24 protein-coding genes are annotated in these 24362 nt (G+C 59.2%); 6 read left to right on the top strand and 18 right to left on the bottom strand.

Annotated features, from left to right (window positions below; translation table 11 throughout):
- Positions 1-138: 138 nt before the first annotated feature.
- Positions 139-2568, bottom strand: a complete 2430-nt coding sequence (locus G547_RS21955) for a glycoside hydrolase family 95 protein (RefSeq protein WP_084646135.1) — start codon at positions 2566-2568, stop codon at positions 139-141.
- 139 nt (positions 2569-2707) lie between these two features.
- Here G547_RS21955 and G547_RS21950 point away from each other — a divergent pair, with 139 nt between their 5' ends.
- Together G547_RS21950 and G547_RS0116600 are read left to right on the top strand one after the other, a co-directional pair.
- Positions 2708-3247 (top strand): DUF7931 domain-containing protein, encoded by a 540-nt coding sequence (locus G547_RS21950; RefSeq protein ID WP_051235650.1) that lies wholly within the window; start codon positions 2708-2710, stop codon positions 3245-3247.
- A 178-nt stretch (positions 3248-3425) separates the two neighbouring features.
- Complete coding sequence (locus tag G547_RS0116600) at positions 3426-3833, top strand: HU family DNA-binding protein (protein ID WP_027330801.1); 408 nt, start codon at positions 3426-3428, stop codon at positions 3831-3833.
- A 73-nt stretch (positions 3834-3906) separates the two neighbouring features.
- On the opposite strand, the gene G547_RS0116595 is transcribed toward G547_RS0116600, so the two are convergent.
- On the bottom strand, positions 3907-4332 hold the full coding sequence (locus tag G547_RS0116595) for an HIT domain-containing protein (protein WP_036189223.1): 426 nt from the start codon (positions 4330-4332) through the stop codon (positions 3907-3909).
- Positions 4333-4488: 156 nt separating this feature from the next.
- On the opposite strand from G547_RS0116595, the gene G547_RS0116590 reads away from it, so the two are divergent.
- Both G547_RS0116590 and G547_RS0116585 read left to right on the top strand, forming a co-directional pair.
- Positions 4489-6222, top strand: a complete 1734-nt coding sequence (locus G547_RS0116590) for a proline--tRNA ligase (protein ID WP_027330799.1) — start codon at positions 4489-4491, stop codon at positions 6220-6222.
- Positions 6223-6225: 3 nt separating this feature from the next.
- Positions 6226-6837, top strand: a complete 612-nt coding sequence (locus G547_RS0116585) for a lytic transglycosylase domain-containing protein (protein WP_027330798.1) — start codon at positions 6226-6228, stop codon at positions 6835-6837.
- Here G547_RS0116585 and G547_RS0116580 read toward each other — a convergent pair.
- From G547_RS0116580 to G547_RS0116565, 4 genes are all read right to left on the bottom strand, one after another.
- Positions 6809-7294: a regulatory protein RecX gene (locus G547_RS0116580; RefSeq protein ID WP_027330797.1), complete on the bottom strand. Its 486-nt coding sequence runs from the start codon at positions 7292-7294 to the stop codon at positions 6809-6811. The two genes, G547_RS0116585 and G547_RS0116580, sit on opposite strands and share 29 nt — an antisense overlap.
- 9 nt (positions 7295-7303) lie before the next feature.
- Positions 7304-7906 carry a DUF4136 domain-containing protein gene (locus tag G547_RS0116575; protein ID WP_084646133.1) on the bottom strand — a complete coding sequence of 201 codons (603 nt, stop codon included), beginning with the start codon at positions 7904-7906 and terminating at the stop codon, positions 7304-7306.
- A gap of 129 nt (positions 7907-8035) precedes the next feature.
- On the bottom strand, positions 8036-9079 hold the full coding sequence (gene recA, locus G547_RS0116570; RefSeq protein WP_027330795.1) for a recombinase RecA: 1044 nt from the start codon (positions 9077-9079) through the stop codon (positions 8036-8038).
- Positions 9080-9195: 116 nt separating this feature from the next.
- Positions 9196-9744, bottom strand: a complete 549-nt coding sequence (locus G547_RS0116565) for a CinA family protein (protein WP_051235648.1) — start codon at positions 9742-9744, stop codon at positions 9196-9198.
- Between the two features lie 101 nt (positions 9745-9845).
- Here G547_RS0116565 and mutS point away from each other — a divergent pair, with 101 nt between their 5' ends.
- The gene (gene mutS, locus G547_RS0116560; protein WP_027330793.1) at positions 9846-12464 is read left to right on the top strand and encodes a DNA mismatch repair protein MutS; all 2619 of its coding nucleotides are present in this window, start codon (positions 9846-9848) and stop codon (positions 12462-12464) included.
- Positions 12465-12516: 52 nt separating this feature from the next.
- Positions 12517-12840, top strand: a complete 324-nt coding sequence (gene fdxA, locus G547_RS0116555; protein WP_027330792.1) for a ferredoxin FdxA — start codon at positions 12517-12519, stop codon at positions 12838-12840.
- 75 nt (positions 12841-12915) lie between these two features.
- On the opposite strand, the gene rpoS is transcribed toward fdxA, so the two are convergent.
- The 12 genes from rpoS to G547_RS0116495 form a co-directional block, all read right to left on the bottom strand.
- The gene (gene rpoS / locus G547_RS0116550; protein WP_027330791.1) at positions 12916-13923 is read right to left on the bottom strand and encodes an RNA polymerase sigma factor RpoS; all 1008 of its coding nucleotides are present in this window, start codon (positions 13921-13923) and stop codon (positions 12916-12918) included.
- A 104-nt stretch (positions 13924-14027) separates the two neighbouring features.
- Positions 14028-14774, bottom strand: a complete 747-nt coding sequence (locus tag G547_RS0116545; protein WP_245573502.1) for a peptidoglycan DD-metalloendopeptidase family protein — start codon at positions 14772-14774, stop codon at positions 14028-14030.
- Positions 14775-14994: 220 nt separating this feature from the next.
- A complete protein-coding gene (locus tag G547_RS0116540) occupies positions 14995-15894 on the bottom strand; it encodes a DUF368 domain-containing protein (RefSeq protein ID WP_211224585.1) in 900 nt (299 codons plus the stop codon).
- Positions 15895-15991: 97 nt separating this feature from the next.
- Positions 15992-16636, bottom strand: coding sequence for a protein-L-isoaspartate(D-aspartate) O-methyltransferase (locus G547_RS0116535; protein ID WP_027330788.1), 645 nt, complete (start codon positions 16634-16636; stop codon positions 15992-15994).
- A gap of 84 nt (positions 16637-16720) precedes the next feature.
- The gene (truD, locus tag G547_RS0116530) at positions 16721-17725 is read right to left on the bottom strand and encodes a tRNA pseudouridine(13) synthase TruD (protein ID WP_027330787.1); all 1005 of its coding nucleotides are present in this window, start codon (positions 17723-17725) and stop codon (positions 16721-16723) included.
- Positions 17722-18687, bottom strand: a complete 966-nt coding sequence (locus G547_RS0116525; protein WP_027330786.1) for a YheT family hydrolase — start codon at positions 18685-18687, stop codon at positions 17722-17724. Before G547_RS0116525 ends, truD begins: the two co-directional genes overlap by 4 nt.
- A gap of 39 nt (positions 18688-18726) precedes the next feature.
- A complete protein-coding gene (ispF, locus tag G547_RS0116520; RefSeq protein ID WP_027330785.1) occupies positions 18727-19206 on the bottom strand; it encodes a 2-C-methyl-D-erythritol 2,4-cyclodiphosphate synthase in 480 nt (159 codons plus the stop codon).
- Entirely contained in the window at positions 19207-19932 is a 726-nt protein-coding gene (gene ispD / locus G547_RS0116515; RefSeq protein WP_027330784.1) for a 2-C-methyl-D-erythritol 4-phosphate cytidylyltransferase, read from the bottom strand.
- A 40-nt stretch (positions 19933-19972) separates the two neighbouring features.
- Positions 19973-20248: a cell division protein FtsB gene (gene ftsB, locus G547_RS0116510; RefSeq protein WP_027330783.1), complete on the bottom strand. Its 276-nt coding sequence runs from the start codon at positions 20246-20248 to the stop codon at positions 19973-19975.
- Between the two features lie 213 nt (positions 20249-20461).
- A complete protein-coding gene (gene eno, locus G547_RS0116505) occupies positions 20462-21751 on the bottom strand; it encodes a phosphopyruvate hydratase (RefSeq protein WP_027330782.1) in 1290 nt (429 codons plus the stop codon).
- A gap of 30 nt (positions 21752-21781) precedes the next feature.
- Positions 21782-22633: a 3-deoxy-8-phosphooctulonate synthase gene (gene kdsA / locus G547_RS0116500; RefSeq protein WP_027330781.1), complete on the bottom strand. Its 852-nt coding sequence runs from the start codon at positions 22631-22633 to the stop codon at positions 21782-21784.
- 50 nt (positions 22634-22683) lie between these two features.
- Positions 22684-24312, bottom strand: coding sequence for a CTP synthase (locus G547_RS0116495; protein ID WP_027330780.1), 1629 nt, complete (start codon positions 24310-24312; stop codon positions 22684-22686).
- Between the last annotated feature and the right edge of the window lie 50 nt (positions 24313-24362).

The raw sequence follows: 24362 nt of genomic DNA, 5'->3' as shown, positions 1-24362 counted from the left end.
CACTTGCCCAGTTGTTGTTAATCATCGTTGCTTATCATTTTTACCTTATGCTCCCCCGCTCCTGCCGTAGCGAGCCGCCTTGCGGCGATCACCACGCAGGTACTCCAGAGGCTACCTTCAGCGATTGCCGACGACCGCTCACTCATCGGATTGAACAATTCGCTCTACCCGATAGCGATGCCCGGCCTGAGCAGACCATTGCCGAACCGCACCCTCACCCGAAACAACCACCACCTTGCGTGTGGGTAGGTGCTGCACACGAAAATTTTCTCGAAACAGGTCCGAGCGTAACCGAACCGGTCCATCGACGCCGACGATGAAATCCGCCGACTGCAACTGCCCATCCTGCCAAGCCATGCTGACGGTAACGTCGCCTCGAGCCCTCAGCCCGCTAACCGAACCGGTTGCCCATGCGTCCGGCAATGCTGGTAAAAGATGAATGGTTTCACCATGACTCTGCAGCAACATCTCGGCAATGCCCGCCGTCGCCCCGAAGTTTCCATCGATCTGGAACGGAGGATGCGTGTCCCACAGGTTCGGTAAGGTGCTGTCCTGTAACTGGTCAGCCAAAACCTTGTGAGCCCTGTTGCCCTCTTTCATGCGAGCCCAGAGGTTGACCTTCCAGGCCTGGGCCCAGCCCGTACCGCCGTCGCCCCGGGCATTGAGTGTGGTTTTGGCGGCTGCCAGCAGCGCCTCTTGTTCGGCAGTAATCTGGCGGCCCGGGTGCAGTGCAAACAGATGCGAAACATGGCGGTGGGTGTTTTCCGGGTCGTCCAGGTCCGCGCGCCATTCCTGCAATTGGCCCCAGCTTCCAACTCTCAGGCCGGGATCCAACCGCTCCAGTACGCCTGACAGCTTCTTCGCATAGGCCCGTTCATCGAGTTCCAGGGCGGCGGCTCGGGTATTGTTCAGCAGGTCCCACACCAGCTGTTGGGACATGGCGGCCCCTTCGGTGAAATCACCGTGCTCAGGGGAATAACTGGGCGAGACCAACAGCGCCTCGCCGTCCGGGCCTGCCACCAGAGCGTCCAACCAGAACTCAGTGGCGCCTTGCATGATCGGGTAGGCCCGGTTCTCCAGAAACTCCCGGTCGCGGTTAAACAGGTAGTGTTCGTAATAATGCTGGGCCAGCCACGCTCCCGCTTCCGGCTGCCAGAAGGCCGTGGGCCAGTCGATTACCCCGACGAACCCCCAAATATTGGTATTGAGAAATAGCGTCCAGCCATCGGCGCCGTAGAACTGCTCAGCTGAACGCCGGCCGGGCTCGACCAGCGCGTCGACAAAATCAAACAGCGGCCCGGTCGTTTCAGACAAATTGGTGACCTCAGCGGGCCAGTAATTCATCTGCAAATTGATGTTGACGTGATAATCCGCGTTCCAGGGGGGCGTCTTGGAATGGTTCCATACCCCCTGGAGGTTGGCGGGCAAGGAGCCGTCTCGCGAGGACGCAATCAACAGGTAGCGCCCAAACTGAAAATAAAGCGCCTCCAGCAGACGGTTTTCGGCCGGGGTATTATTCGAAGGGTAGTCCGCCAACAGCATCGGAGTCGTCTTGTCCGAAGGAGACTGTCCCAGATCCAGAGCAACCCGCTCAAACAGAGCACGATGATCGGCGCGGTGACGCGTTAACAGTGCGTCGTATTTCTTCTCCACCGCAGCAGCAATAACGGCCCCGACTTTGGGCGCTGGGGGTTTGCCCTGGTAATCAGGGTATTGCAGGGCGTAGCCGGTCGCCGCACTTAACCGGATAACAACGGAGTCAGCCTGTTCAACCGTCCAGCTTCCCTTCTTTTCCGCGCGCACAAGCTTGCCGCCGGTGTGCTCGATGTGAAATTCCCCCGCGTAAGCCAACTGATTGTCCTCAAGCGCACCACTCACTCGGGTACCGGCCTCACGCCACTGGCGCTTGACCGAGCGGTTGTCAGGCACATTCAAAGCGGCCTGGAGACTGATTTTACCGGGGTGGTCCGCACTCAGGCGCATCACAATGACCTGATCGGGATAACTGACGAAATACTCTCTGCGGTATTGGACACCATCCTTGCGAAAGCTCACCGAGGCGATGCCATCCTGCAAATCGAGGTGGCGGCGGTAATCTTCTACGGCCCCGTCGAGGCCAGGATAGCTCAATTGCAGCGCACCGAAGCTCTGATAGTGACCATAGTGCTGTGCCTTGCGTCCGAGACTTTTCACCACGGTCTCGGGCGAAAGCGCACCTTTTTCTCGCAACAGCTTCCGCACACGGGCGAGACGATCGGTATAGGATTGATCGGGAATACCGTAGTCGTATGCGTCTCCCGCCCCCGGACCGCCGGTCCAGAGGGTTTTTTCGTTGTACTGCAAGGTCTCTTGAGCCACACCGCCCTGCACGGCGGCGCCCATTGCCCCGTTGCCGATGGGCAATACCTCCCCTTCCCATTGCTGGGCGGGACGATCAAACCAGATATGCGGTGCGGAAGCCGTCCATGCGGGCAGGGAGCAGAATAGGGATAGCAGCGCAACAACGGAGGGGCTCCACCGGCGCTTTTGCCTTGTCCAAGCTGTGAGGATAGCCAAATAAGTACCCATGATCTGTTATCTTTATAGTCAACGGCACGAACACGACCCCGAACATTCGATGTCACGCACGGGTCGGGCTGCTCGTCGGATTGACTATTTATAGCTCGTTTTTTTCATTAGCACAAGTTTTTTCTTATATGATAAACGCATGCCCGTAACAGGCACTTATTACTACATTGGGCTCCCCATGACGACAGAGACACCCCCGCAAAAACACTTTCGCCTGCTGGAGGGACCAGAAGCATTCCGGGAAGCGCTCATCGAGGCCGCCCGGCACAGCCGGCGAGACTTTCTGGTCTTCAGCCCCACCCTTGACCCGACGGTTTACGACAGTGTGGAACTGATTGAGACTCTATCGGCATTGGCTCGCTCCCACCGGAGAGCGACACTGCAGTTTCTGGTTCAGGACACCCGCCCCCTGGCCGCTCAGGGTCATGGACTGGTCCGGCTCTGTCAGCGCCTGCCCAGCAAGGCCGGCATTCGCCGGATCACCACTGACATTGAAACCAAAGCCGCGGCATTCGCACTGGGTGACCGAGAACAACTGGTGTATCAAAATGACCCCGATACCTACCGGGGTTTCTGGGACTGGCGAGCGGGTGCCCAGGTAAAAACCCTGCGCGAAATCTTCGCCAGAGCCTGGGAGACCGCCGAAGACGACCCACAATTGCGACAACTGACTCTATAGCGCGAAAAAAGCCGCTTTTTGGGTTGCTGATATCGGTTTTATCCTTTATATATAGCTCCAGCCGCACCCGATGTGGCTTGCTACTCTATTTCCACAGGCTCTTTAAGCCACGTGGTTTGATAGACGGTTAATAAGCAGACTTTACATCACCAATTCTACAATCAATAAGGATCACACTATGGCTGCTCGCAAAGCTACCGCCAAAAAGGCGACTGCAAAGAAAGCAACTGCCAAAAAAGCTGCCACCAAGCAGCCGGCTGCTCGCAAAGTGAAAGCGATTACTGAGCGCTACAACAAGACCCAGATTCTCAACCAAATCGCCGAGAACACCGAGCTGAGCAAGAAGCAGGTGCAGTCGGTGCTGGACGAGTTGTCTGAAATTATCGAAGGTCACGTGAAGAAACGCGGCTGTGGCGAGTTTGTCATGCCCGGCCTGCTGAAAATCACGACCGTCAAGAAGCCCGCCACCAAGGCTCGCAAGGGCATCAACCCCTTCACTGGCGAAGAGACGGTATTCAAAGCCAAGCCCGCCTCTACCGCCATCAAGGTTCGCCCCTTGAAGAAACTCAAGGAAATGGCGCTGTAAGCGCTTTATCCTTCCCGGGCCTCAACGGGGCCCGGGAGCACCCCTCTCTCCCCGAGCCCTACCTGCTTACAGGCTACTTCAGTGTCTGGAAGTCCTCTCCCACCAGCGCTGCCCGCAAGTGATCGAGCCGGTCGTTCAACTGATCTTCCGTATACGACACTGCAGGCCTTTGCCCCCAGATGGGCTGCGGCCACGCCGGATCCTTCTCAAACCGGGCGATATGATGCAGATGCAATTGCCTGACGACGTTTCCAAGCGCCGCAACGTTCATTTTGTGGGCGTCGAACACGCTCGTCATCACCTCGGCCAGCCGACAGGATTCACGCATCAATTGCTGCTGGTCCTCTTCACTGAGGTGGTGAATTTCGAACACGTCGTCCCGCTGGGGAACAAGAATACACCAGGGATAGTTGGCGTCCTTACTGAGCAACAGCAGTGAAAGTGGAAAACGGCCCACGGGGACCGTATCAGCCGCCAGGCGCGGATGCAGTTCAAACATGGCCTTCTCCTTCATAACATCGAATAGGGGCGGACTCTCTTGCCCCGGTTCTCAAACCGGTGCATTGTCGCGCGCCGAAGTCTGTACCCGGGCCCACAAGCACCGTAGAATAAGCGTTTATCTTGACTCACAGTATAGCCATTAAGAAGCCCATTTATGCGAGCCAGTCGTTTTCTGATAGCCACGTTAAAAGAAACCCCCTCCGATGCGGAAGTAATCAGCCACCAGCTGATGCTACGCGCCGGCATGATCCGCAAACTGGCCTCAGGCCTCTACACCTGGATGCCCCTGGGCCTGCGCGTGCTGCGCAAGGTCGAACGTATCATCCGCGAGGAGATGGACCGTTCCGGGGCCCAGGAGGTACTGATGCCCGTCGTTCAGCCCTCTGAACTGTGGGAAGAATCCGGTCGCTGGCAGCAGTACGGTCCCGAACTACTGCGAATTCACGACCGTCACGACCGATCCTTTTGTCTGGGCCCCACCCACGAAGAGGTCATTACCGATCTTATTCGTGGCGAGATCAACAGCTACAAGCAGCTTCCGGCCAACTTTTACCAGATTCAGACCAAGTTCCGGGATGAAATCCGCCCACGCTTCGGGGTCATGCGGGCGCGCGAGTTCACCATGAAGGACGCCTACTCCTTCCATTTGACCCAGGCCTCCCTGCAAGAAACTTACGAGGTCATGCACGGGACCTACTGTGCCATTTTTGACCGTATCGGCCTGGCCTATCGGCCGGTATTGGCGGATACCGGTTCCATTGGTGGCGCTTTTTCTCACGAGTTTCACGTACTGGCCGACAGCGGCGAGGACGACATTGTCTTCAGCAATCGCAGCACCTATGCGGCCAACATTGAAAAGGCCGAAGCCGTGGCACCGTCCGGTGACCGGCCCGTCCCCTCGCAAGAAATGACCGAGGTCGCCACACCCGGACAGGAAAGCATCGCGCAAGTGGCCGAGTACCTGAAAGTCGCGCCGGCGCAAACCGTCAAGACGCTGATCGTACTCGGAGAAGAGCCCGAAGAGGGCAAAGCCCCGCTAATCGCACTGGTGCTGCGCGGCGACCACGAGCTGAACGACATCAAAGCGGAAAAAATGCCGGGCGTCGCCTCACCCCTGACATTCGCACCCGAGGAACGGATACAGGCGGAGCTTGGCGTCGGGACCGGCTCCCTCGGGCCGGTTAAACTGGACCTGCCCATCCTCCTGGACCGCGCTGCGGCGCACTTGGCGGACTTTGTCTGCGGCGCCAATCGCGATGGCTACCACCTGACCGGCGTCAATTGGGAGCGCGACCTGCCCGTTCAGGAAGTGGTGGATCTTCGCAACGTGGTCGCCGGAGACCCGAGCCCCGACGGTGAGGGCCAACTGGAAATCAAGCGCGGCATTGAGGTCGGCCACATCTTCCAGCTTGGAACCAAATACAGTGAAGCGATGAATGCCCGGGTACTCGATGAAAATGGCAAGGAGAAGCCGATGATCATGGGTTGCTACGGCATCGGCGTTTCCCGCGTCGTGGCAGCAGCCATTGAACAGAACCACGACGACCAGGGCATCATCTGGCCGGAAAGCATCGCGCCTTTCCAACTGGCCCTGGTGCCCATCAACCCCCACAAGTCTCCGGCTGTCGCGGAAAAGTGTGAAGCGCTTTACGAGGCACTGACCCAAATGGGCATCGAGGTTCTCTATATGAATGAGGAAAAAGCCCGCCTGGGGGTCATGCTGGCCAACACCGACCTGATGGGCATTCCCCACCGTATCGTGGTGGGCGATCGCGGCCTCGACAAAGGCACGCTGGAATACAAGGGACGGCGAGACAGTGAAGCCCGGGACATTCCGGTCGACGAAGTGCTCGATTTTGTTCGCGCGCAACTCTCTGTTCGGGGCTGACCCGTGTACCGTTCGCTCAGGCTCCCCGGCCACGCTCTGATCAGCGCGTTGATCTGGCTGGGGAGCCTTTTGCCCGGCGCTGGCTGGGCCCAGAGCGGGACGCTCGCTTACGCCGAACCGGCTATCGAGGTAGAAGACAGTCTGCGGGAGAAGCTGATTGAGAACATTAAGGCCGCCGACAGTTTTGACGACCACTACCACGCCGAAGCCTGGCTGCTGCTCATGTCGGGCCGCATGGAACGTTTTGTCAAAAACCCCGATCAACGCCTCAGGTTATTGCGCAAAATCCACTCCGCCGCCCGTCAGACCGACCTTCAGCCAGAGCTGGTGCTGGCTGTCATCGAAGTGGAAAGCCATTTTAACCGCTACGCGGTCTCATCGGTAGGAGCGCAAGGCATGATGCAAGTCATGCCCTTCTGGAAGAATGAAATCGGACGACCGGAAGACAACCTGATCGATCTGGATACTAACCTGCGTTACGGCTGTACCATTTTAAAGCACTACATGGAGCGCTCGGAGGGGCGTTTGGCCGAAGCGCTGGCCCGTTATAACGGCAGCTATGGTAGCTACCGTTACTCTGCCAAGGTCATGGATGCCTGGGAACGCTGGCGATAGCCTCCCGGACCTGTTCGTGGGAAAAGCCGCGGTACTGCAAAAAACGCATCTGTCGCGCTTTTTCCCGAGGCGTCTGAATGGGTCCATCGCCAAATCGCTTCGATCGAACCTCTCGCGCCAGTCCCGCCCAACACTCGTCGGCCTCATCCAGGTATTGCGCCACAAGAGCTTCTGCAACGCCCTTTTGGCGCAGCTCTTGCTCAATCCGTAATGGCCCTTTGCCCTGCCGCTCTCTGGAGGTGATAAACGCCTCGGTAAAGCGCTCGTCACTCTGAAGCCCCTGCTCAGCCAGCCGGCTGAGCACAGAGTCTATGTCGAGCCCGTGCGCCTCGTCGGCAAAGCGTTTTACCAGTTTTTCCCGAAGTTCCAGAGCGGAATGTTCACGCCTGGCGAGCAAATTCATCGCTGCCAGGCGAACATCGCTTTCAGACGGGTCAGAGGTTTTCTCGCGACTCAAGGTCCACCCCTATTTAACCGGAGGGAAGTTCGCCAAAATGTCGGTCACCGCGGCGGACAAGCGGACTCGCTGCTCCTGAGGTGTCAGCCCATCGTAGAGCCGCTGCTCGGAGACACCACGCCATAAGGGCTTGTTATCTTCACCGCTGGCGATATCGATAATCAGAGTGCCCTGGCGATAGACCCTCGGGCTCGGGGAATGAGCATAAGGATAGCGATACCAGGGCCCATAGCCGTAATAACCGAAGCCGTAGCGCTGATCGTAACTGCGCACGTCAATACGGTCTTCCACCACAATGTGATATCGCACCACAAAGTCGGGGGTCTCGCCCTCTTCTACCGGGTTGTAACGGGCATCAAGCTGGTTGCGCACCACCGTCTGCAGGTGGTTGAGGGTAAACGGGGAGATCAGAATGCTCTTCTCATTGTCCTCTTGAGTCTGCTCCACCCGGAAGGTCTGCAGTTGCCCAAAGGCAAAATCGGGATTGTAATCCGTCACCACGGAAGGTGTGCTGCTACAGCCCGCAAGTGCCAACAGCGCCAAACCTGTCAGCCACCAATAGCCAAAGGAGAACCGGCGTGCGCTGCGCTGCGCCCATATGCGTCGAATCATAGTATCCTCGCTGTACTCACCAAACCGTGGTAGCCAAAGAGGTGGCAACCAGAGACACCTTAGACCACAAAGTCGGCGCCGCGTTTCACACGGCGCCGACTCATGTCAATCAGGTCCAGTGGGGCCGAATTAGGCCTCACTCTCCTCCTCGGACTTTTTCTCCGCCTTGCCTTCCTCCTTGGGCGGAATGTTCAGCAGTTCGCCGCGAACCCGCCTTTCCATTTCTTCAGCGATCTTCGGGTTTTCGTGCATGAACTTCACAACATTGTTCTTGCCCTGGCCGATCTTGTCGCCCTGATAGCTGTACCAGGCCCCTGCCTTATCGACAATACCCAGCTTTACGCCGTAGTCGATCACTTCCCCGAACCGGTTAATACCGGTGCCGTAAAGAATCTGGAACTCGGTCTGCTTGAACGGCGGCGCCACCTTGTTCTTCACCACCTTGACGCGGGTCTCGTTGCCGATCACCTCGTCCCCTTCTTTAACCGAACCGATACGACGGATATCCAGACGTACGGAGGAGTAGAACTTCAGGGCATTACCCCCGGTGGTGGTTTCGGGGCTGCCGAACATCACGCCAATTTTCATACGAATCTGGTTGATGAAAATCACCAGGCAATTGGCGTTTTTGATATTACCGGTAATCTTACGCAGCGCCTGGGACATCAGACGAGCCTGAAGACCCACGTGCTGATCGCCCATTTCGCCTTCGATCTCGGCCCGCGGCGTCAAGGCCGCAACCGAGTCAATCACCAGCACATCCACTGCGCCGGAGCGCACCAGCATGTCACTGACTTCCAGCGCCTGCTCACCGGTATCGGGCTGAGAGATAATCAGATCATCGACGTTGACCCCAAGCTTCTCGGCGTAAATCGGGTCGAGGGCGTGCTCGGCGTCAATGAACGCACAGGTGCCGCCCTGTTTCTGGGCTTCGGCCACCACCTGTAGGGTCAACGTGGTTTTACCCGACGATTCCGGACCGTAGATTTCCACCACACGCCCTTTGGGCAGACCGCCAATACCGAGAGCGGCATCCAGCCCGAGCGAACCGGTGGAGATCGAGGGAATCGCTACCCTCTCCTGGTCACCCATGCGCATAACCGTGCCTTTACCAAATTGTCTTTCAATTTGGCCCAACGCGGCCTGTAGCGCCTTCTCTTTATTCGCGTCCATCCGACACCTCGATCAATATGCTGAAAAAATGTAACGGTTCGGCGGCCTGGCCGCCCCTGATAACTGCCCACAGCATACACAGAAAAACCTGTATGCGCAAACAGTACACTCGATATCTATACAGTAGTTTTTTCCAGAGTCGCCAAGCTCAACAGTATCTCCAGAGCGGCGACTACCGACTGCTCACGCACACTGGCGCGATCGCCTTCAAACCGGTAACAATGGGCACCGACTTGCGGGTTTTCCCCGCCCAGAGCCCACCCCAGCCAGACGGTTCCCACGGGTTTCTCCGGCGTTCCTCCCGCCGGCCCGGCAATACCGCTGACGGCGATGGCAAGCTCGGCGCCAGACACGCGCAACGCGCCTGCGGCCATTTCCCTCACCACCGCTTCACTGACCGCCCCTTCCCGCTCCAGACTCTGTTCGGAGACCCCGAGCAGTTGCTGCTTGGCACGGTTGGCGTAGGTCACCAGCCCATATTCAAACCAGGCGGAACTGCCAGCCACTTCGGTCAGGGCGGCGGCAATTCCCCCGCCCGTACAGGACTCGGCGGTCGCTACCCGCCAACCCCTGGACTGCAGTTGCTCCCCCAGCTGTTCAGCCAGTCGGCGGTGTCTTCCCGCATCTGGGGAGGCAGTGGATTCAGGGGGAGTGGTCGCGATCATGGCACCAAGGTATGCCAGCCTTGAACCGAGTGCAAGCCCCGGATGATTTCCGTAGAATAGCCACGCTTCATTCACCGCCACGAATCGCGAAAATCGATCCTATGCCCAATACCTCGGATGTCCAAAGCCCGCACACACCCATGATGCAGCAGTATCTGCGGATCAAGGCGGAGCACCCGCAAGAGCTGGTGTTTTACCGGATGGGCGACTTCTACGAGCTGTTCTACGACGACGCCAAACGCGCCGCGGAACTGCTCGATGTGACCCTCACCGCCCGGGGCAAATCCAACGGCGAGCCCATTCCCATGGCGGGCATTCCGTTCCATGCCGCCGACGGTTACCTGGCCAAGCTGGTCCGGGCAGGGGTGTCGGTCGCCATCTGCGAGCAGATCGGTGACCCGGCCACGGCCAAGGGACCGGTCGAGCGCAAAGTCGTGCGAATTGTCACGCCCGGCACGGTCAGTGATGAGGCCCTGCTCGACTCCGGACGCGACAACCTGTTGGTGGCGCTTCACAGCAGCGGCGACACCTACGGCCTGGCCTCGCTCGACATCGCCAGCGGCCGCTTTCAGGTGCTGGAAGTCGAAGGGCTCGATGCCGCTCTGGGCGAACTTCAGCGGCTGCGCCCCGCAGAGTTGCTGGTCAGCGACGATCTGACCAACCCAGAACTTGTAGAGAACCGCCGGGGCCTGCGGCGCCGTGGCCCCTGGGAATTTGAGCTCGATACCGCCCGGCGTCTGCTGACCCAACAATTCGGCACACAGGACCTGGCGGGCTTCGGCTGCGACCACCTGCACACCGCCATTGCCGCCGCCGGCTGCCTGCTGGGCTATGCTCGCGAAACACAGCGCGCTGCCCTCCCCCATGTGCGCGGTCTCAGCCACGAGAACCGCGAACAGGCGGTGATCATGGACGCGGCCACGCGCCGCAACCTGGAGCTGGATATCAACCTGGGCGGTGGCGACGAAAACACCCTGTTCAGCGTGCTCAATCGCTGCGCCACCGCCATGGGCTCGCGCCTTCTGCGCCGCTGGCTGAACCGGCCCCTGCGCGACCTGCCGGTCCTGGCCGCGCGCCAGGCCGCTGTGGCGGAGCTCAAGGGCAACTATACCTTCGAAGTCATTCATCGAATTCTGAAACGGGTGGGTGATATGGAGCGCATTCTGGGCCGCCTGGCCCTGCGCTCTGCCCGGCCCCGCGATTTGTCGCGCCTGCACGCGTCGCTCTCCTGTTATCCGGAGTTGCAGGCCGAGCTGGCACGTCTTGAAGCGCCACACCTGAGCGAGCTGGCCCAACAACTGGGGGAATTCCCGGAGGCGGTTGAGTTGCTGGGTCGAGCCCTGGTGGAAAACCCACCGGTGGTCATCCGGGACGGTGGGGTCATCGCCGAAGGCTATGATCAGGAACTGGATGAGCTGCGCAACATCAGCAATAACGCCGGTCAGTATCTGGTGGATCTGGAAACCCGGGAACGCGAGCGCACCGGCATTGCCAACCTCAAAGTGGGTTACAACCGGGTCCACGGCTACTTTATCGAGCTGACACGCTCGCAGGCGGAGCAGGCCCCGGCGGACTACATTCGCCGCCAGACCCTGAAAAACGCCGAGCGCTTTATCACCCCGGAACTGAAAGAGTTCGAGGACAAGGCCCTTTCCGCCAAAAGCCGGGCCCTGGCCCGGGAAAAGCTCCTGTACGAACACCTGATCGACCAGCTCAACGACGATCTGATTCCGCTTCAGCAATCCGCCGCCGCCGTGGCGGAGCTGGACCTGTTGACCAACCTGTCCGAGCGGGCAGACAGCCTGGGCTGGAGCCGCCCGGAGCTGAGCCCCGAACCGGGTATCCAGATCCGGGCCGGGCGACACCCGGTGGTGGAGCAGGTCAGTGACGCGCCTTTCGTACCCAATGACCTCAACTTTAGCGAGCAACGGCACATGTTGGTGGTCACCGGCCCCAACATGGGCGGTAAGTCCACCTACATGCGCCAGGCGGCACTGATTGTTCTGCTGGCGCATATCGGCAGTTTCGTGCCGGCCGAGAGCGCCAGCGTCGGTATGCTCGATCGTATTTTTACCCGCATCGGCTCCTCCGATGACCTGGCCGGTGGACGCTCGACGTTCATGGTGGAAATGACCGAAACCGCCAACATCCTGCACAACGCCACCCCGCGCAGCCTGGTGCTGATGGACGAAATCGGCCGCGGGACCAGTACCTTTGACGGCCTGGCTCTCGCCTGGGCCTGCGCCCGCCACCTGGCTGAGCGGGTCAAGGCCTACACCCTCTTTGCCACCCACTATTTCGAACTCACGCGGCTGCCCGACGAGTTGCCCGGCATCGCCAACGTCCACCTGGATGCGACCGAGCACCACGACAGCATCGTGTTCCTGCACAAAGTCCAGGAGGGGCCGGCCAGCAAGAGCTATGGCCTGCAGGTGGCCCGCCTGGCGGGCATACCCGAAGGCGTGCTGAGCCAGGCGCAAACCCAATTGACCCAGTTGGAAGGTGACGCGGAGCGACAGGCCCCCGCTGAAGCCTCCACACCCAAAAGTGCGCCCGAAGCCAAAGATCAACCGGGAGCCCCCGTTCAGGGCGCCCTGTTTGATAGCGGGCCGCACCCCGTGGTGGAGGCGCTCAAGGGCGTGCACCCCGACGACCTCTCACCCCGGGAGGCCCTGGAGCAGCTCTACACCTTAAAGGCGCTCATGGCTGGTAAAAAATAGGAATACTGCTAGAATAGCCGCCCAAATCAGAACCGTGTTCGTGGAGTCCGCTATGACTTTTGTTGTTGGGGAAAACTGCATTAAATGCAAACACACAGACTGCGTTGAAGTCTGCCCCGTTGACTGCTTTTATGAAGGCCCCAATTTTCTCGTGATTCATCCCGACGAGTGCATCGACTGCGCGTTGTGTGAGCCCGAGTGTCCAGTGGATGCCATTTTCTCCGAGGATGAGCTACCGGAGGGTCAGGACGTATTCCTGGAATTGAACGCCGAGCTCTCCGAGGTGTGGCCCAATATCACCGAGAAGAAAGACGCTCCGGCTGATGCCGAGGAGTGGGATGGCGTTGAGGGCAAGCTGCAATACCTGGAGCGGTAAGCCGCGCCACAAAAAAAGCCGGGTGGACTGCCACCCGGCTTTTTATTGCTTGCCTGTTAAACAGGCCGTTGAGCGTTAAACGCTGAACAACGCCTCACTGTTGAGGCCCTGCTTTTCGATGATTTCCCTCAGCCGTTTCAAGGCTTCCACCTGAATCTGCCGAACCCGCTCGCGCGTCAGGCCGATCTCGTGGCCCACTTCTTCCAGGGTGCAGACTTCGTGACCGCGCAGGCCAAAGCGTCTCGCCAGCACTTCCCGCTGCTTTTCACTCAGGTCGTCCAACCAGCGATCCAGGCTGGAGTTCAAGTCGCCATCCTGCATCAGTGAGGCGGGGTCGGAGTTGTTGATATCGGGGATGGTGTCCACCACCGAGCGGTCCGAGGCATTCCCTATGGGGCTGTCGACGGACGTTACCCGCTCGTTGAGCCCGAGCATGCGCTCGACATCCGCCACCGGCTTCTGCAACAGCGTCGCAATTTCATCGGACGATGGCTCGTGGTCGAGCTTCTGGGTGAGCTCACGCGCGGCTCTCAGGTAGATGTTGAGCTCTTTCACCACATGAATGGGCAGACGGATGGTACGAGTCTGATTCATGATGGCCCGCTCAATGGTCTGGCGAATCCACCAGGTCGCGTAGGTGGAAAAGCGGAAACCACGCTCTGGATCGAATTTTTCCACCGCTCGAATCAGGCCCAGATTGCCCTCCTCGATCAGGTCGAGCAACGCCAGGCCCCGATTGACGTAACGGCGGGAAATCTTGACGACCAGGCGCAGGTTGCTTTCAATCATGCGGCGCCGGGCCGCGTCATCGCCCCGAAGCGCGCGGCGAGCGAAGTAGACTTCCTCTTCGGCGGTCAGCAGTGGGGAGAAACCAATTTCGTTGAGGTAGAGTTGAGTCGCATCGAGACTCTTGGAGAAATGATCGTCGACGGATCGGTCGACTCTGGCGCGCCCTCGCCGGGCGGTGGGTACAGTGGCAGGCTCCTCTTCTGCCAGCGTCACGGCCTCTTCATTAAAGTCAATTTCGTGAACCGCAACGGCCTGTTCACGTTCCATTTTGGCATCCTGTTCTCGCAGAGCCATAGATCACCCCTCTCTTTGTCTTGGCCGATTTGAGCCACCCCTAGGCACTCATCGGCCGAACCCAATTTATCTTTATACTGCGGACTTCCTGTATACGGTGGAGTTCACCGTTTGGGTAAATACCCTATTGGGTCAACGGGCTTGCCATCGCGCCGAATTTCAAAGTGCAAACGCACACTATCGGTGCCGGTAGAGCCCATTTCGGCAATGACTTCGCCAGCTTTCACCGAATCGCCTTCGGAAACCCTCAAGCGTCGGTTGTGGGCATAAGCGCTTAAAAAAGTGTCATTGTGTTTAATGATCACCAGATTGCCGTACCCACGCAGACCGTTGCCAGCGTAAACCACTTGCCCAGCGGCGGCTGCCACTACAGAGTCTCCCAAATTCCCATCGATATCAATACCCTGATTCAAGCCGGTAGAGGCACCGAAGGCACTGAGGACCCGACCAGTCACCGGCCACTGCCATTTGGGCGCACCACTGATCAAACTGGGGGTTGGTTGAGCGGGGGCGCTCTTCGTTTGATTTTTCGAACGGGTGTTCGTCTTTTCTGGAGGCTTTGACTGGCGGGCGATGGCAGCGGGAGGGTCGGCAGCCTGAGCCGACGTATTGCCCACGTCCAACCGGAGCATCTGGCCGGGGTAAATCGTGAAGGGCGGGCTGATGCCGTTATGCCGAGCGAGCTGGCGATGCTCTATATCATAGCGCCAGGCGATGGAATAAAGGGTTTCACCGGGGCTCACCCGGTGATGTTGAATCTTGCGACTGGGGGGTTGCTCGCGATTAACCACCTGGGCCGGCTGGGAAGAACAGGCAGACACCAACAACAGAGCGATCAAAATATAAATCACTATGCCGGCTTTGAAAGCCCTGGAAGCTGGCCTGTCCAAAATAGTCACATTCACATCAAGTGCCCGTAACTCCACACGCTTTATTTGAATTGGCGATTAACGCAAATCGCTTATTAGGAAATACTCTAAAATTAAGGTTGTAACACCGTTTGTAACCTGCCGCAATCGTCACAAAAGTTTCACAAAGCCAGGTTCTTGCGCGAAATAACGGCGCGCACCCTCAAAGCGCTTTGCGCTTTTCGTCGTTTTGGGTCGCCCAGTGTTCCAACCCCAACACCAGAAACAGACCCAGAGCCATCAGCACCAGAACCATCGCGGTCTGCGGATCGTTGCCGGTAACCGCGGCATAGTCCGTGGGCCAGAGATTCTCCTGCACCACAGGTATTTCCTCTCCGTGACGATCCACGAACGTTTGCAGTGCGTGTTTCCAGGGCCAGATGATATTGAGCGAACCGATCAGAAAGCCGGTCAGAACCGCAAGGGTCTGTTCTCTGAACCGGTGCAACAACCAGCTCAGGAAATGGGAAAACAGCAGCAGGCCGGTCACACACCCGGCCAGGAAACAGCCCAGTATCAACCAGTTCAAATCCGCCACCGCCTGAATGAAAACAGGATACATCCCCATTAACAACAGTAAAAAACTGCCCGAAACACCGGGCAGAATCATGGCACAAATGGCGATACTACCGGCAAGGAACACCATCCACCACTCGTCCGGCAATTGCATGGGTTTACCCAAGGAGATGGCCAGGGCCACCACCGTTCCCACCGCCAGCCCAATCCACACCTGGGGACTGCGCAGCGCCAGCCCCCGGCCGATATAGACCACCGAGGCCACGACCAGACCAAAAAAGAACCCCCAAACCAGGAGAGGGTGATACTCCAGAGCGTAGCTCACCACATTCGCCAGCGAGAAAATACTGAGCAGCACACCACCGAATACGGTCAACAAAAAATTGCCGTTGGTGTGCTTCCAGAAGGCACCGAAGCCTTCCCGATACCAAATGCCCAGGGCCGCCGGCGTCCAACGACGCAACGAGTCAAGCAGCTCATCATAAATACCGGAAATAAACGCGATGGTTCCCCCGGAAACGCCGGGAACGACGTCCGCAGCCCCCATGGCCATTCCTTTAAGACAAAGTAAAAGTCTCTCTTGCACGGAGGGCGTCCTTTTTTCGTGGTGGTTCATTGCGGCTTGAGGGTGAGCCCCGACAAACTCAGCGGCTGGTGCCGGAGAGCAGCGGAACAAATTTGACGGGTTCGAGCACCTGGGTAACGAATTTATCGGAATCGCCGTCGCGCACGATCAGGTTGAGGGACTGGGTCTGATCCCCGACCGGAATCACCAGAACCCCGTTGGGCCCCAATTGATCCAACAACCCCTGTGGTACAAAGCGCGGCGCGGCGGTGCTCAGTATGCCGTCGAACGGGCCCGCCTCCGGCCAGCCGAAGCCGCCATCGGCGTGTTTGAGATGAACGTTGCGCAAGCCCAACTCCCGCAGGCGATCACGGGCCTTATCCTGCAGGGGTTTAATGCGCTCGACGCTATACACCTCTTTCACCAACTGGGCCAGCACGCTGGTTTGATAACCCGAGCCAGTGCCCACTTCAAGCACCTTGTTCAGCTTGCCGCCCGAGGCGCCCAGAAGGATTTCGGTCATACGCGCGACCACATAGGGCTGGGAGAGCGTCTGGCCGTAGCCAATCGGCAGTGCGGTATCCTCGTAGGCCCGGTGGGACAGCGCCTCGTCCAGGAACCAGTGACGCGGTGTATTGCGCAGGGTATCAAGCACCTGCAGATTGCTTACCCCTTTGTCCGCCAGACGTTGTACCAACCGTTCCCGCGTACGCTGGGAGGTCATTCCTACACCTTCCAAAGTCAGACTTGTCACTGCGTGTATCCCCAGAACTCTAACCGTCAATATCGCGCTGTTGCAAAGCGCTCACTATAGCACAGTGGTCGCCGTCATCGCTTCCGTGGAGACCGTATCCAGCTCGGCCACTTCGGCGAGCACCGCGGTGGCGAAGGTGCCCGGAGGCAGGCCAAACGCCAACACCAGATCGTCCGCCTCCCGCCGCCAGGTCAGCCCCTCGGGCCGAAGGCATAAGGCGCGCCGCTCCTGACTCAACCCCACATGCTCAAGCCTCGGGAGCCAATCACTCCACGGCGCCAGCGCCTCGTTTTCCAACGCCAGGGCGTCACCCTCCACCAACGGGCGACCCCGTCCCCACAACGGGCCGGTAGCCTCCGCCAAAGGTTCGCCGGGCATGGCAATGCGCCAACCGCCCTCTCGCACGCGTGCTTCCAGTACGCGGTTGAACAACCAGGAGCGGGCGGCGGACAGCGCCATGGAGCGTTGTTGCCGCTGGCGGATGGAACGCCCCCCCACCAGCCAATCGCGCGCGCGCACCAGGTTGCCACCGTCCCGACCAAAGCGCTGCGGGCCGAAATAGTTGGGAACCCCGTTCGAGGCAATCTGTTGCAGGCGCTCATCCAGTCGCTCCAAGGCGCCGGATTCAAGCGGGGTGATATCCCGCAGTCGAATAACAAAATGGTTGCTCTGATGCTGGCCGCGACGCAGCTTGCGCTCGTGTCGTGCCCAGCGCAACGGCATAATCCCCTGGGCTTCCAGGTCTGCCCAGCGGGGTTCCTCACCGCGCGGCTGGTAAATACTGAACCACTGGGTGGTCACGGCGTGTCGATCCTTCAAGCCGCAGTAGCCCACATCCTTGACACCGACTCCGGCGCAATGAGCGAGCTGACCGGCGACCCAGGCGGTATTGTCGCCACGTTTGCGGATCTGGACCAACCAATGCTCGCCCTGCCCCTCCGGCTCGAAGCCCAGTGACTCATCTACCTGGAAGTCTTCCGGTTCCACCCGAAAGCGCCCTCGAATCAAGGGCTTTCCCCAGGCGGGGGTATTGGCAAGATCAAATTCTGTTGTACTCATAAGGAAGCTCCCGCCAAGTGCCGGATCAAACGCCGTTCCAGCCACCAGCCACCGGAACCCTGCCAAAAGCCCACATGGCCACCGTCGGCCGGCGCTTCGAACGTGAAATGCGGATGCTGCCGCGCTTCGTCCACGGGAAAACAGGTCTCATTAAAGAACGGGTCGTTGCGTGCGGTGACCAAAAGGGTCGGTATTTGAATACCGGAGAGAAAGAAACGGCCACTGCAACGGGCGTAGTAATCCGCCGCGTCGCGAAAGCCGTTCAGAGGGGCGGTGTAATGCTCGTCCACCTCCCAAAGCGTGCGCACGCTTTTCAGGCGACGGAGGTCAAAATGCTCAGGGAACTGAGCGGCTTTAACCAGCAGACGCTTCTTCATCGAACGCACAAAGTGTTTGTGATAGACCCAGTTCGCCGGCCGCTCAAGGGTGCGCACACAAGCGTGCAGGTCGAGGGGCACCGAGGCCGCCACGGCGGCTTCCACCCCACGGCTCAATGCTCGCTCGCCCTGCTCGCCCAACCATTTGAGGGTGACATTGCCTCCCAGGGAAAAACCGGCAAGACGAATCCGCTGGAACCCTGCGCGCTCGGCCCAGCCAATTACCTGGTCCAGGTCGTCGCTACAACCGGAATGGTAAATCTTGGGGGTTCGATTAAGCCTCTCGCCGCAGCTGCGCAGATTCCAGGTCAACACCGACCAACCCTCAGCCAGTGCCGCCCGGGTCGCGCCCAGCATGTAGCCACTGCGGGCACTGCCCTCAAGCCCGTGCGAGAGAATCAGCAGCGGCGCCTCCGGGCTGGCCCCCCGGTATAGTTCACCGTACAACACATCGTCGTCATTGAGCTCGATTTCTACCGGCGCCCCAGTGAGGGCCAAACGGCGCATGTAGCGCGGCACCAGGGTCTGCAGGTGACCGCCGGGCAGCCACCAGGGGGAACGATAGTCGCTGGGGTTCAACGGCATGAGGCTCCCTCCACTGGTCGATAACAGCGCTCTACAGACTCACCCATTGGCGGACTGCAACAGCACGACGGCCTGGGCAGCGATGCCCTCCTTGCGCCCGGTAAACCCGAGGTGCTCGGTGGTCGTCGCTTTGACATTGATCTGACCGCGCTCGCTTTCCAGGTCATCGGCGATACGATCGACCATGTGAGGCACGTGCCCGGACAGCCGGGGCGCCTGGGCAATCACCGTCATGTCGGCATTCGCCAATACCCAACCCGCGGCTTTGACCTTGGCGTAAACCATACGCAAAAGAGCGCGACTGTCCGCATTTTTGTAACCGGGGTCAGTGTCGGGAAAGTGCCGACCGATATCCCCGAGCCCGGCCGCACCCAGCAGCGCGTCGCACAGCGCGTGCAGCAGTACATCGCCATCGGAATGGGCAACCAGTCCGCGTTCATGGGGAATGATGACGCCGCCGATAACCACCTTGTCGCCGGGTCCAAACGCATGGACGTCAAAGCCGTGCCCTACTCGCATTTACCGTTGCTCCTGTCGTTGAAGAATGGCCTCGGCCAGCGCCAGATCCTCCGGCCGGGTCACTTTGATATTGTCAGAACGCCCCTCGACGATCAGCGGTTGGTAGCCGGCCAACTCCAGCGCGGAGGCTTCATCGGTAATGGCTTCACCGTGAGCCAGCGCCCGCGCCAGGCACTGGTGCAGCAGTTGGTAGCGGAACAGTTGCGGGGTTTGCGCCTGCCAGAGGCCGCGCCGGTCGCAGGTATCCAGAATGACATTGCGCGGGCCGACCCGCTTGAGGGTATCTCCCACCGGGACGCCGAGAATACCCCCCACCGGGTGGTTCGCGGTGTGCCGACACAGCCCGGCAATGCTGCTTGGGGTAATACAGGGGCGGGCCGCATCGTGCACCATGACCCAGTCACTGGCGTCCGCCTGCAGAGTGAGGTAGTTCAGAGCATTGAGTACTGAACGGCTGCGCTCGCTGCCCCCGTCCACGACCGCCACCCGAGGGTCGCCCGCCAGCGGCAACCGTTCCCAGTAAGGGTCAGAGGGGCTCAGGGCCAACACCAGGCCGGCCAGGTCGGGAATCGCCAACAACCGCTCCACGGTATGTTCCAGCAGCGTTTTACCCTGCAACTGCAAATACTGTTTGGGTAGATCCGAGCGCATGCGGGTGCCAATGCCCGCAGCCGGCACAATTACCCAGTAGCGGCTCGTCGAAGTTGGCCCGGTGTGTTTTGCCATAGTGTTTTGCCGATGCCTGTGCGATCAATAGCCGGTGTAATTATTCAGGGGCCACCATCATATAGAACGTCTCGCCTTCGCGAATCATTCCGAGGTCTTCCCGCGCCCGCTCTTCCACACTGTCGAGGCCGTTTTTCAGCGCTTGCACTTCGATGGACAGGCGACGGTTACGCTCTATCAGCCGTTCGTTCTCGGACGCCTGCTTTTCAATTTCCCGTTCCAGACGAGTGACATCCGCCCAACTGCCCTCGGCCACCCAAAGGCGGTATTGCAGGCCGGTCAACAGAACGAGAAGTACAGCCAATAGTGCTTTCATGACGGTGTTATCCGGGGTTTCCAAATCGGATGTGCCATTTAAGAGCGGCAACCAATCCCAAGCGTGTGACGAGAGTTTACACCAAAGCGTGGCGCTTGTTCAGTCGTGCCATCGGAGACAGGAGCAAGGAGGGAGAAGCGGGAGTAAGAGAAAGGGCGGTAAAAATGAAAGAGGCGCCGTCAGGCGCCTCTTTCATTACGCTCACGATACCGCTTAGGCCTTGAATTCAGCCCGGCCGCGATAGGGAGCAGAACCGTTCAGCTCCGCTTCGATGCGCAGCAGACGGTTGTACTTGGAAACGCGATCGGAGCGACACAGTGAACCGGTCTTGATCTGACCGGCCGCAGTGGCCACGGCCAGGTCCGCGATGGTGGTGTCTTCGGTTTCGCCGGAACGGTGAGAAATCACGGCGGTGTAGCCGGCGTCCTGAGCCATCTTGATGGCATTCAACGTCTCGGTCAGAGAACCGATCTGGTTGAATTTGATCAGGATGGAGTTACCGATCTTCTTGTCGATACCTTCTTTCAGGATCTTGGTGTTGGTCACGAACAGGTCGTCGCCCACCAGCTGAATTTTGTCGCCCAGTTTCTTGGTCAGGTACGCCCAACCGTCCCAATCGCTTTCATCCAGCCCATCTTCGATGGAGATGATGGGGTACTTGGCTGACAGGTCCGCCAGGTAGTCGGAGAACTCTTCCGCGCTGAAGGTTTTGCCTTCGCCAGACAGGTCGTACTTGCCGTCTTTGTAGAACTCAGAGGCGGCGCAGTCCAGGGCCAGCGTCACATCCTCGCCCAGTTTGTAACCGGCATTGGCCACGGCCTGACCGATCACCTGCAGGGCTTCTTCGTTCGAGGGCAGATTGGGCGCGAAACCACCTTCATCACCTACTGCAGTGCTCAGACCTTTCTCGCTCAACACCTTTTTCAGGGCGTGGAAAATTTCCGCACCGGTGCGCAGCGCTTCGGAGAAGTTCTTGGCGCCCACGGGCTGGATCATGAACTCCTGGATGTCGACGTTGTTGTCGGCGTGCTCGCCACCGTTGAGGATGTTCATCATCGGCACGGGCATGGAGTACTTACCGGCAGTACCGTTGATTTCGGCAATGTGCTGATACAGCGGAACCTTCTTGGAAATAGCTGCCGCCTTGGCCGCCGCCAGGGACACCGCCAGAATGGCGTTGGCGCCCAGGTTGGTTTTGTTTTCGGTACCGTCGGCATCCAGCATGGCCTGATCCAGCGCGCGCTGATCGGTCGCGTCTTTACCCAGCAGCAGGTCACGGATGGTGGTGTTGATGTTCTCTACCGCTTTCAGTACACCTTTGCCCAGGTAACGGGACTTGTCGCCGTCGCGCAGTTCCAGCGCTTCGCGCGAACCGGTGGAGGCACCGGAGGGGGCACAGGCCGAACCGACCGCGCCGCTTTCCAGAATCACTTCCGCGCTGACGGTCGGGTTGCCCCGGCTGTCCAGAACTTCAAAAGCTTTGATATCAACAATTTTGCTCATGCGTAGATTGCTCCGTTTGCGAATAAAAAGTTACTGAATATCCAGAGGCGGCAGGGACTTCACCACCTCATCAATGGCTTTGATCTGAGCCAGAAACGGCTCGAGCTTATCCAGCGGCAAAGCGCTGGGGCCGTCGCACTTGGCGTTATCCGGGTCGGGGTGCGCCTCCAGAAACAGGCCCGCCAGGCCCACGGCCATGCCCGCCCGAGCCAGCTCCGCCACCTGGTGGCGACGTCCGCCCGAGGCCTCACCCAGTGGGTCCCGGCACTGCAGGGCGTGGGTGGCATCGAAAATAATGGGGGCGCCGCCGCTGACGTCGCGCATGGTCCGAAAACCCAGCATGTCCACCACCAGGTTGTCATAGCCGAAGTTGCTGCCGCGCTCACACAGAATGATCTTGTCGTTGCCGCACTCGCGGAATTTTTCCACGATGTTTTTCATCTGGCCGGGGCTCAAAAACTGCGGCTTCTTGATATTGATGATGGCACCGGTCTCGGCCATCGCCTTCACCAGATCCGTCTGACGGGCGAGAAACGCCGGCAACTGAATCACGTCACAGACATCGGCCACCGGCTGGCACTGCCAGGTTTCGTGCACATCGGTAATGACCGGCACACCGAAGGTTTCTTTGATCTCACTGAAAATCTTCAACCCCTCTTCCATGCCGGGGCCACGGAAGGAGTGGATGGAGGAACGGTTGGCCTTGTCGAACGACGCCTTGAACACATAGGGAATGCCCAGCTTCGTGGTCACTTCCACGTAGGCTTCCGCCACACGCATGGCGTCATCCCGGGACTCAAGCACGTTCATGCCACCAAATAAGGTGAACGGACGGTGGTTGCCTACCGTCAGATCGGCAATGGCAATATCTCGATCAGTCACTACAGTCTCACTTTGTCAGAGGAGCGGGCCGCATGGGCCCGCTCGGGAATTCAAGCCGTTTGCTGATGAGTCAGCGCCGCCTGGACGAAACTGGTAAACAGCGGGTGACCGTCACGCGGGGTGGAGGTGAACTCGGGGTGGAACTGGCAAGCGACAAACCAGGGGTGGTCGGGCAGCTCTACCACTTCCACCAGGGTATCGTCGGAGGACCAGCCACCAATGCGAAGGCCGGCTTTCTGCAACCGGTCCACGTAGTTGTTGTTGACTTCGTAGCGGTGACGGTGGCGCTCGACAATCACATCCTTGCCGTAAATCTCGCGGGTTTTGGAGCCCGCGACCAGTCGGCTTTCCTGGCCGCCCAGACGCATGGTGCCGCCCAGGTCGGAGCTGTCATCGCGCTTTTCCCGACGACCGCTGTTGTCCACCCACTCGGTGATCAAACCGACCACGGGATGGGGGGTATGTTTGTCAAACTCGGTGCTGTTGGCGTCTTTAAGGCCGGCAACGTTGCGGGCAAACTCAATTACCACCGACTGCATGCCCAGGCAAATGCCCAGGTACGGCACCTTGTTCTCACGGGCATAACGCACGGCCATGAACTTGCCTTCCACACCGCGGTTGCCGAAGCCACCGGGCACGAGAATGGCATCCGCTTCGCTCAGCAGATCCGTGCCGTGCTCTTCCAGCTGCTCGGCATCGATGTAAATCATGTTGACCTTGGTGCGGGTATGAATGCCGGCGTGGGTCAGGGATTCAATCAGGGATTTGTAGGCATCCAGCAACTCCATGTACTTGCCCACCATGGCAATGGTCACTTCGTGCTCGGGATGCAGTTTGCCATCCACCACCCGGTCCCACTCGCTCAGGTCGGCCGGACCGCATTCCAGCTCGAACTGCTCGACAATAATGTCGTCCAGGCCGAACTCGTGCAGCATACGCGGAATGGCGTAAATGGTACCGGCATCCGGTAGCGGAACCACTGCGCGTTCATCCACGTTGGTAAAAAGCGCAATCTTGCGGCGGGAATCTTCATCCACCTGCCGCTCGGAACGGCACAACAGGATGTTGGGCTGCAGGCCGATGGAGCGCAGCTCCTTCACCGAATGTTGGGTGGGCTTGGTTTTGGTCTCGCCGGCGGTGGCGATGTAGGGCACCAGGGTCAGGTGCATCAATATGGAATTCTTCGGGCCCAGCTCGACTTTGAGCTGGCGTACCGCTTCAAGAAACGGTTGGGATTCGATATCCCCCACCGTGCCACCGATTTCCACCAGTGCCACGTCGGCATCGCGCCCGCCTTCGAGAATGCGGCGTTTGATTTCATCGGTAATATGAGGAATCACCTGAACAGTGCCACCGAGGTAGTCACCCCGGCGCTCTTTGCGCAGCACCGTTTCATACACCCGGCCCGTGGTGAAGTTATTGCGCCGGGTCATCTTGGTGCGGATAAACCGCTCGTAGTGCCCAAGGTCCAGGTCCGTTTCCGCACCGTCTTCCGTCACAAAGACTTCGCCGTGCTGGAAGGGACTCATGGTTCCGGGATCCACGTTGATATAGGGATCCAGCTTCAGGATGGTGACCTTAAGGCCACGCGATTCCAGGATGGCCGCCAGCGAGGCGGAGGCAATCCCCTTACCCAAAGACGAAACCACACCACCGGTTACGAAAATATATCGCGTCATGTAAAACCTTGTTCAGTACGATAAGAGGAACAGACAAATACCGGGGGGCG

It is taken from the genome of Marinimicrobium agarilyticum DSM 16975 (assembly GCF_000423345.1).
Lineage (GTDB): Bacteria > Pseudomonadota > Gammaproteobacteria > Pseudomonadales > Cellvibrionaceae > Marinimicrobium > Marinimicrobium agarilyticum.
The sequence above is the reverse complement of the archived record's forward strand: the minus strand, read 5'-3'. Positions and strand labels throughout refer to the sequence as shown.

What these genes read in the sequence shown, in the direction of transcription:
- G547_RS21955 (WP_084646135.1), bottom strand. Translation starts at nt 2,568, where the DNA reads ATGGGTACTTATTTGGCTATCCTCACAGCTTGGACAAGGCAAAAGCGC.
- G547_RS21950 (WP_051235650.1), top strand. Translation starts at nt 2,708, where the DNA reads ATGCCCGTAACAGGCACTTATTACTACATTGGGCTCCCCATGACGACA.
- G547_RS0116600 (WP_027330801.1), top strand. Translation starts at nt 3,426, where the DNA reads ATGGCTGCTCGCAAAGCTACCGCCAAAAAGGCGACTGCAAAGAAAGCA.
- G547_RS0116595 (WP_036189223.1), bottom strand. Translation starts at nt 4,332, where the DNA reads ATGTTTGAACTGCATCCGCGCCTGGCGGCTGATACGGTCCCCGTGGGC.
- G547_RS0116590 (WP_027330799.1), top strand. Translation starts at nt 4,489, where the DNA reads ATGCGAGCCAGTCGTTTTCTGATAGCCACGTTAAAAGAAACCCCCTCC.
- G547_RS0116575 (WP_084646133.1), bottom strand. Translation starts at nt 7,906, where the DNA reads ATGATTCGACGCATATGGGCGCAGCGCAGCGCACGCCGGTTCTCCTTT.
- recA (WP_027330795.1), bottom strand. Translation starts at nt 9,079, where the DNA reads ATGGACGCGAATAAAGAGAAGGCGCTACAGGCCGCGTTGGGCCAAATT.
- G547_RS0116565 (WP_051235648.1), bottom strand. Translation starts at nt 9,744, where the DNA reads ATGATCGCGACCACTCCCCCTGAATCCACTGCCTCCCCAGATGCGGGA.
- mutS (WP_027330793.1), top strand. Translation starts at nt 9,846, where the DNA reads ATGCCCAATACCTCGGATGTCCAAAGCCCGCACACACCCATGATGCAG.
- fdxA (WP_027330792.1), top strand. Translation starts at nt 12,517, where the DNA reads ATGACTTTTGTTGTTGGGGAAAACTGCATTAAATGCAAACACACAGAC.
- rpoS (WP_027330791.1), bottom strand. Translation starts at nt 13,923, where the DNA reads ATGGCTCTGCGAGAACAGGATGCCAAAATGGAACGTGAACAGGCCGTT.
- G547_RS0116540 (WP_211224585.1), bottom strand. Translation starts at nt 15,894, where the DNA reads ATGGGGGCTGCGGACGTCGTTCCCGGCGTTTCCGGGGGAACCATCGCG.
- G547_RS0116535 (WP_027330788.1), bottom strand. Translation starts at nt 16,636, where the DNA reads ATGACCTCCCAGCGTACGCGGGAACGGTTGGTACAACGTCTGGCGGAC.
- truD (WP_027330787.1), bottom strand. Translation starts at nt 17,725, where the DNA reads ATGAGTACAACAGAATTTGATCTTGCCAATACCCCCGCCTGGGGAAAG.
- G547_RS0116525 (WP_027330786.1), bottom strand. Translation starts at nt 18,687, where the DNA reads ATGCCGTTGAACCCCAGCGACTATCGTTCCCCCTGGTGGCTGCCCGGC.
- ispF (WP_027330785.1), bottom strand. Translation starts at nt 19,206, where the DNA reads ATGCGAGTAGGGCACGGCTTTGACGTCCATGCGTTTGGACCCGGCGAC.
- ispD (WP_027330784.1), bottom strand. Translation starts at nt 19,932, where the DNA reads ATGGCAAAACACACCGGGCCAACTTCGACGAGCCGCTACTGGGTAATT.
- ftsB (WP_027330783.1), bottom strand. Translation starts at nt 20,248, where the DNA reads ATGAAAGCACTATTGGCTGTACTTCTCGTTCTGTTGACCGGCCTGCAA.
- eno (WP_027330782.1), bottom strand. Translation starts at nt 21,751, where the DNA reads ATGAGCAAAATTGTTGATATCAAAGCTTTTGAAGTTCTGGACAGCCGG.
- G547_RS0116495 (WP_027330780.1), bottom strand. Translation starts at nt 24,312, where the DNA reads ATGACGCGATATATTTTCGTAACCGGTGGTGTGGTTTCGTCTTTGGGT.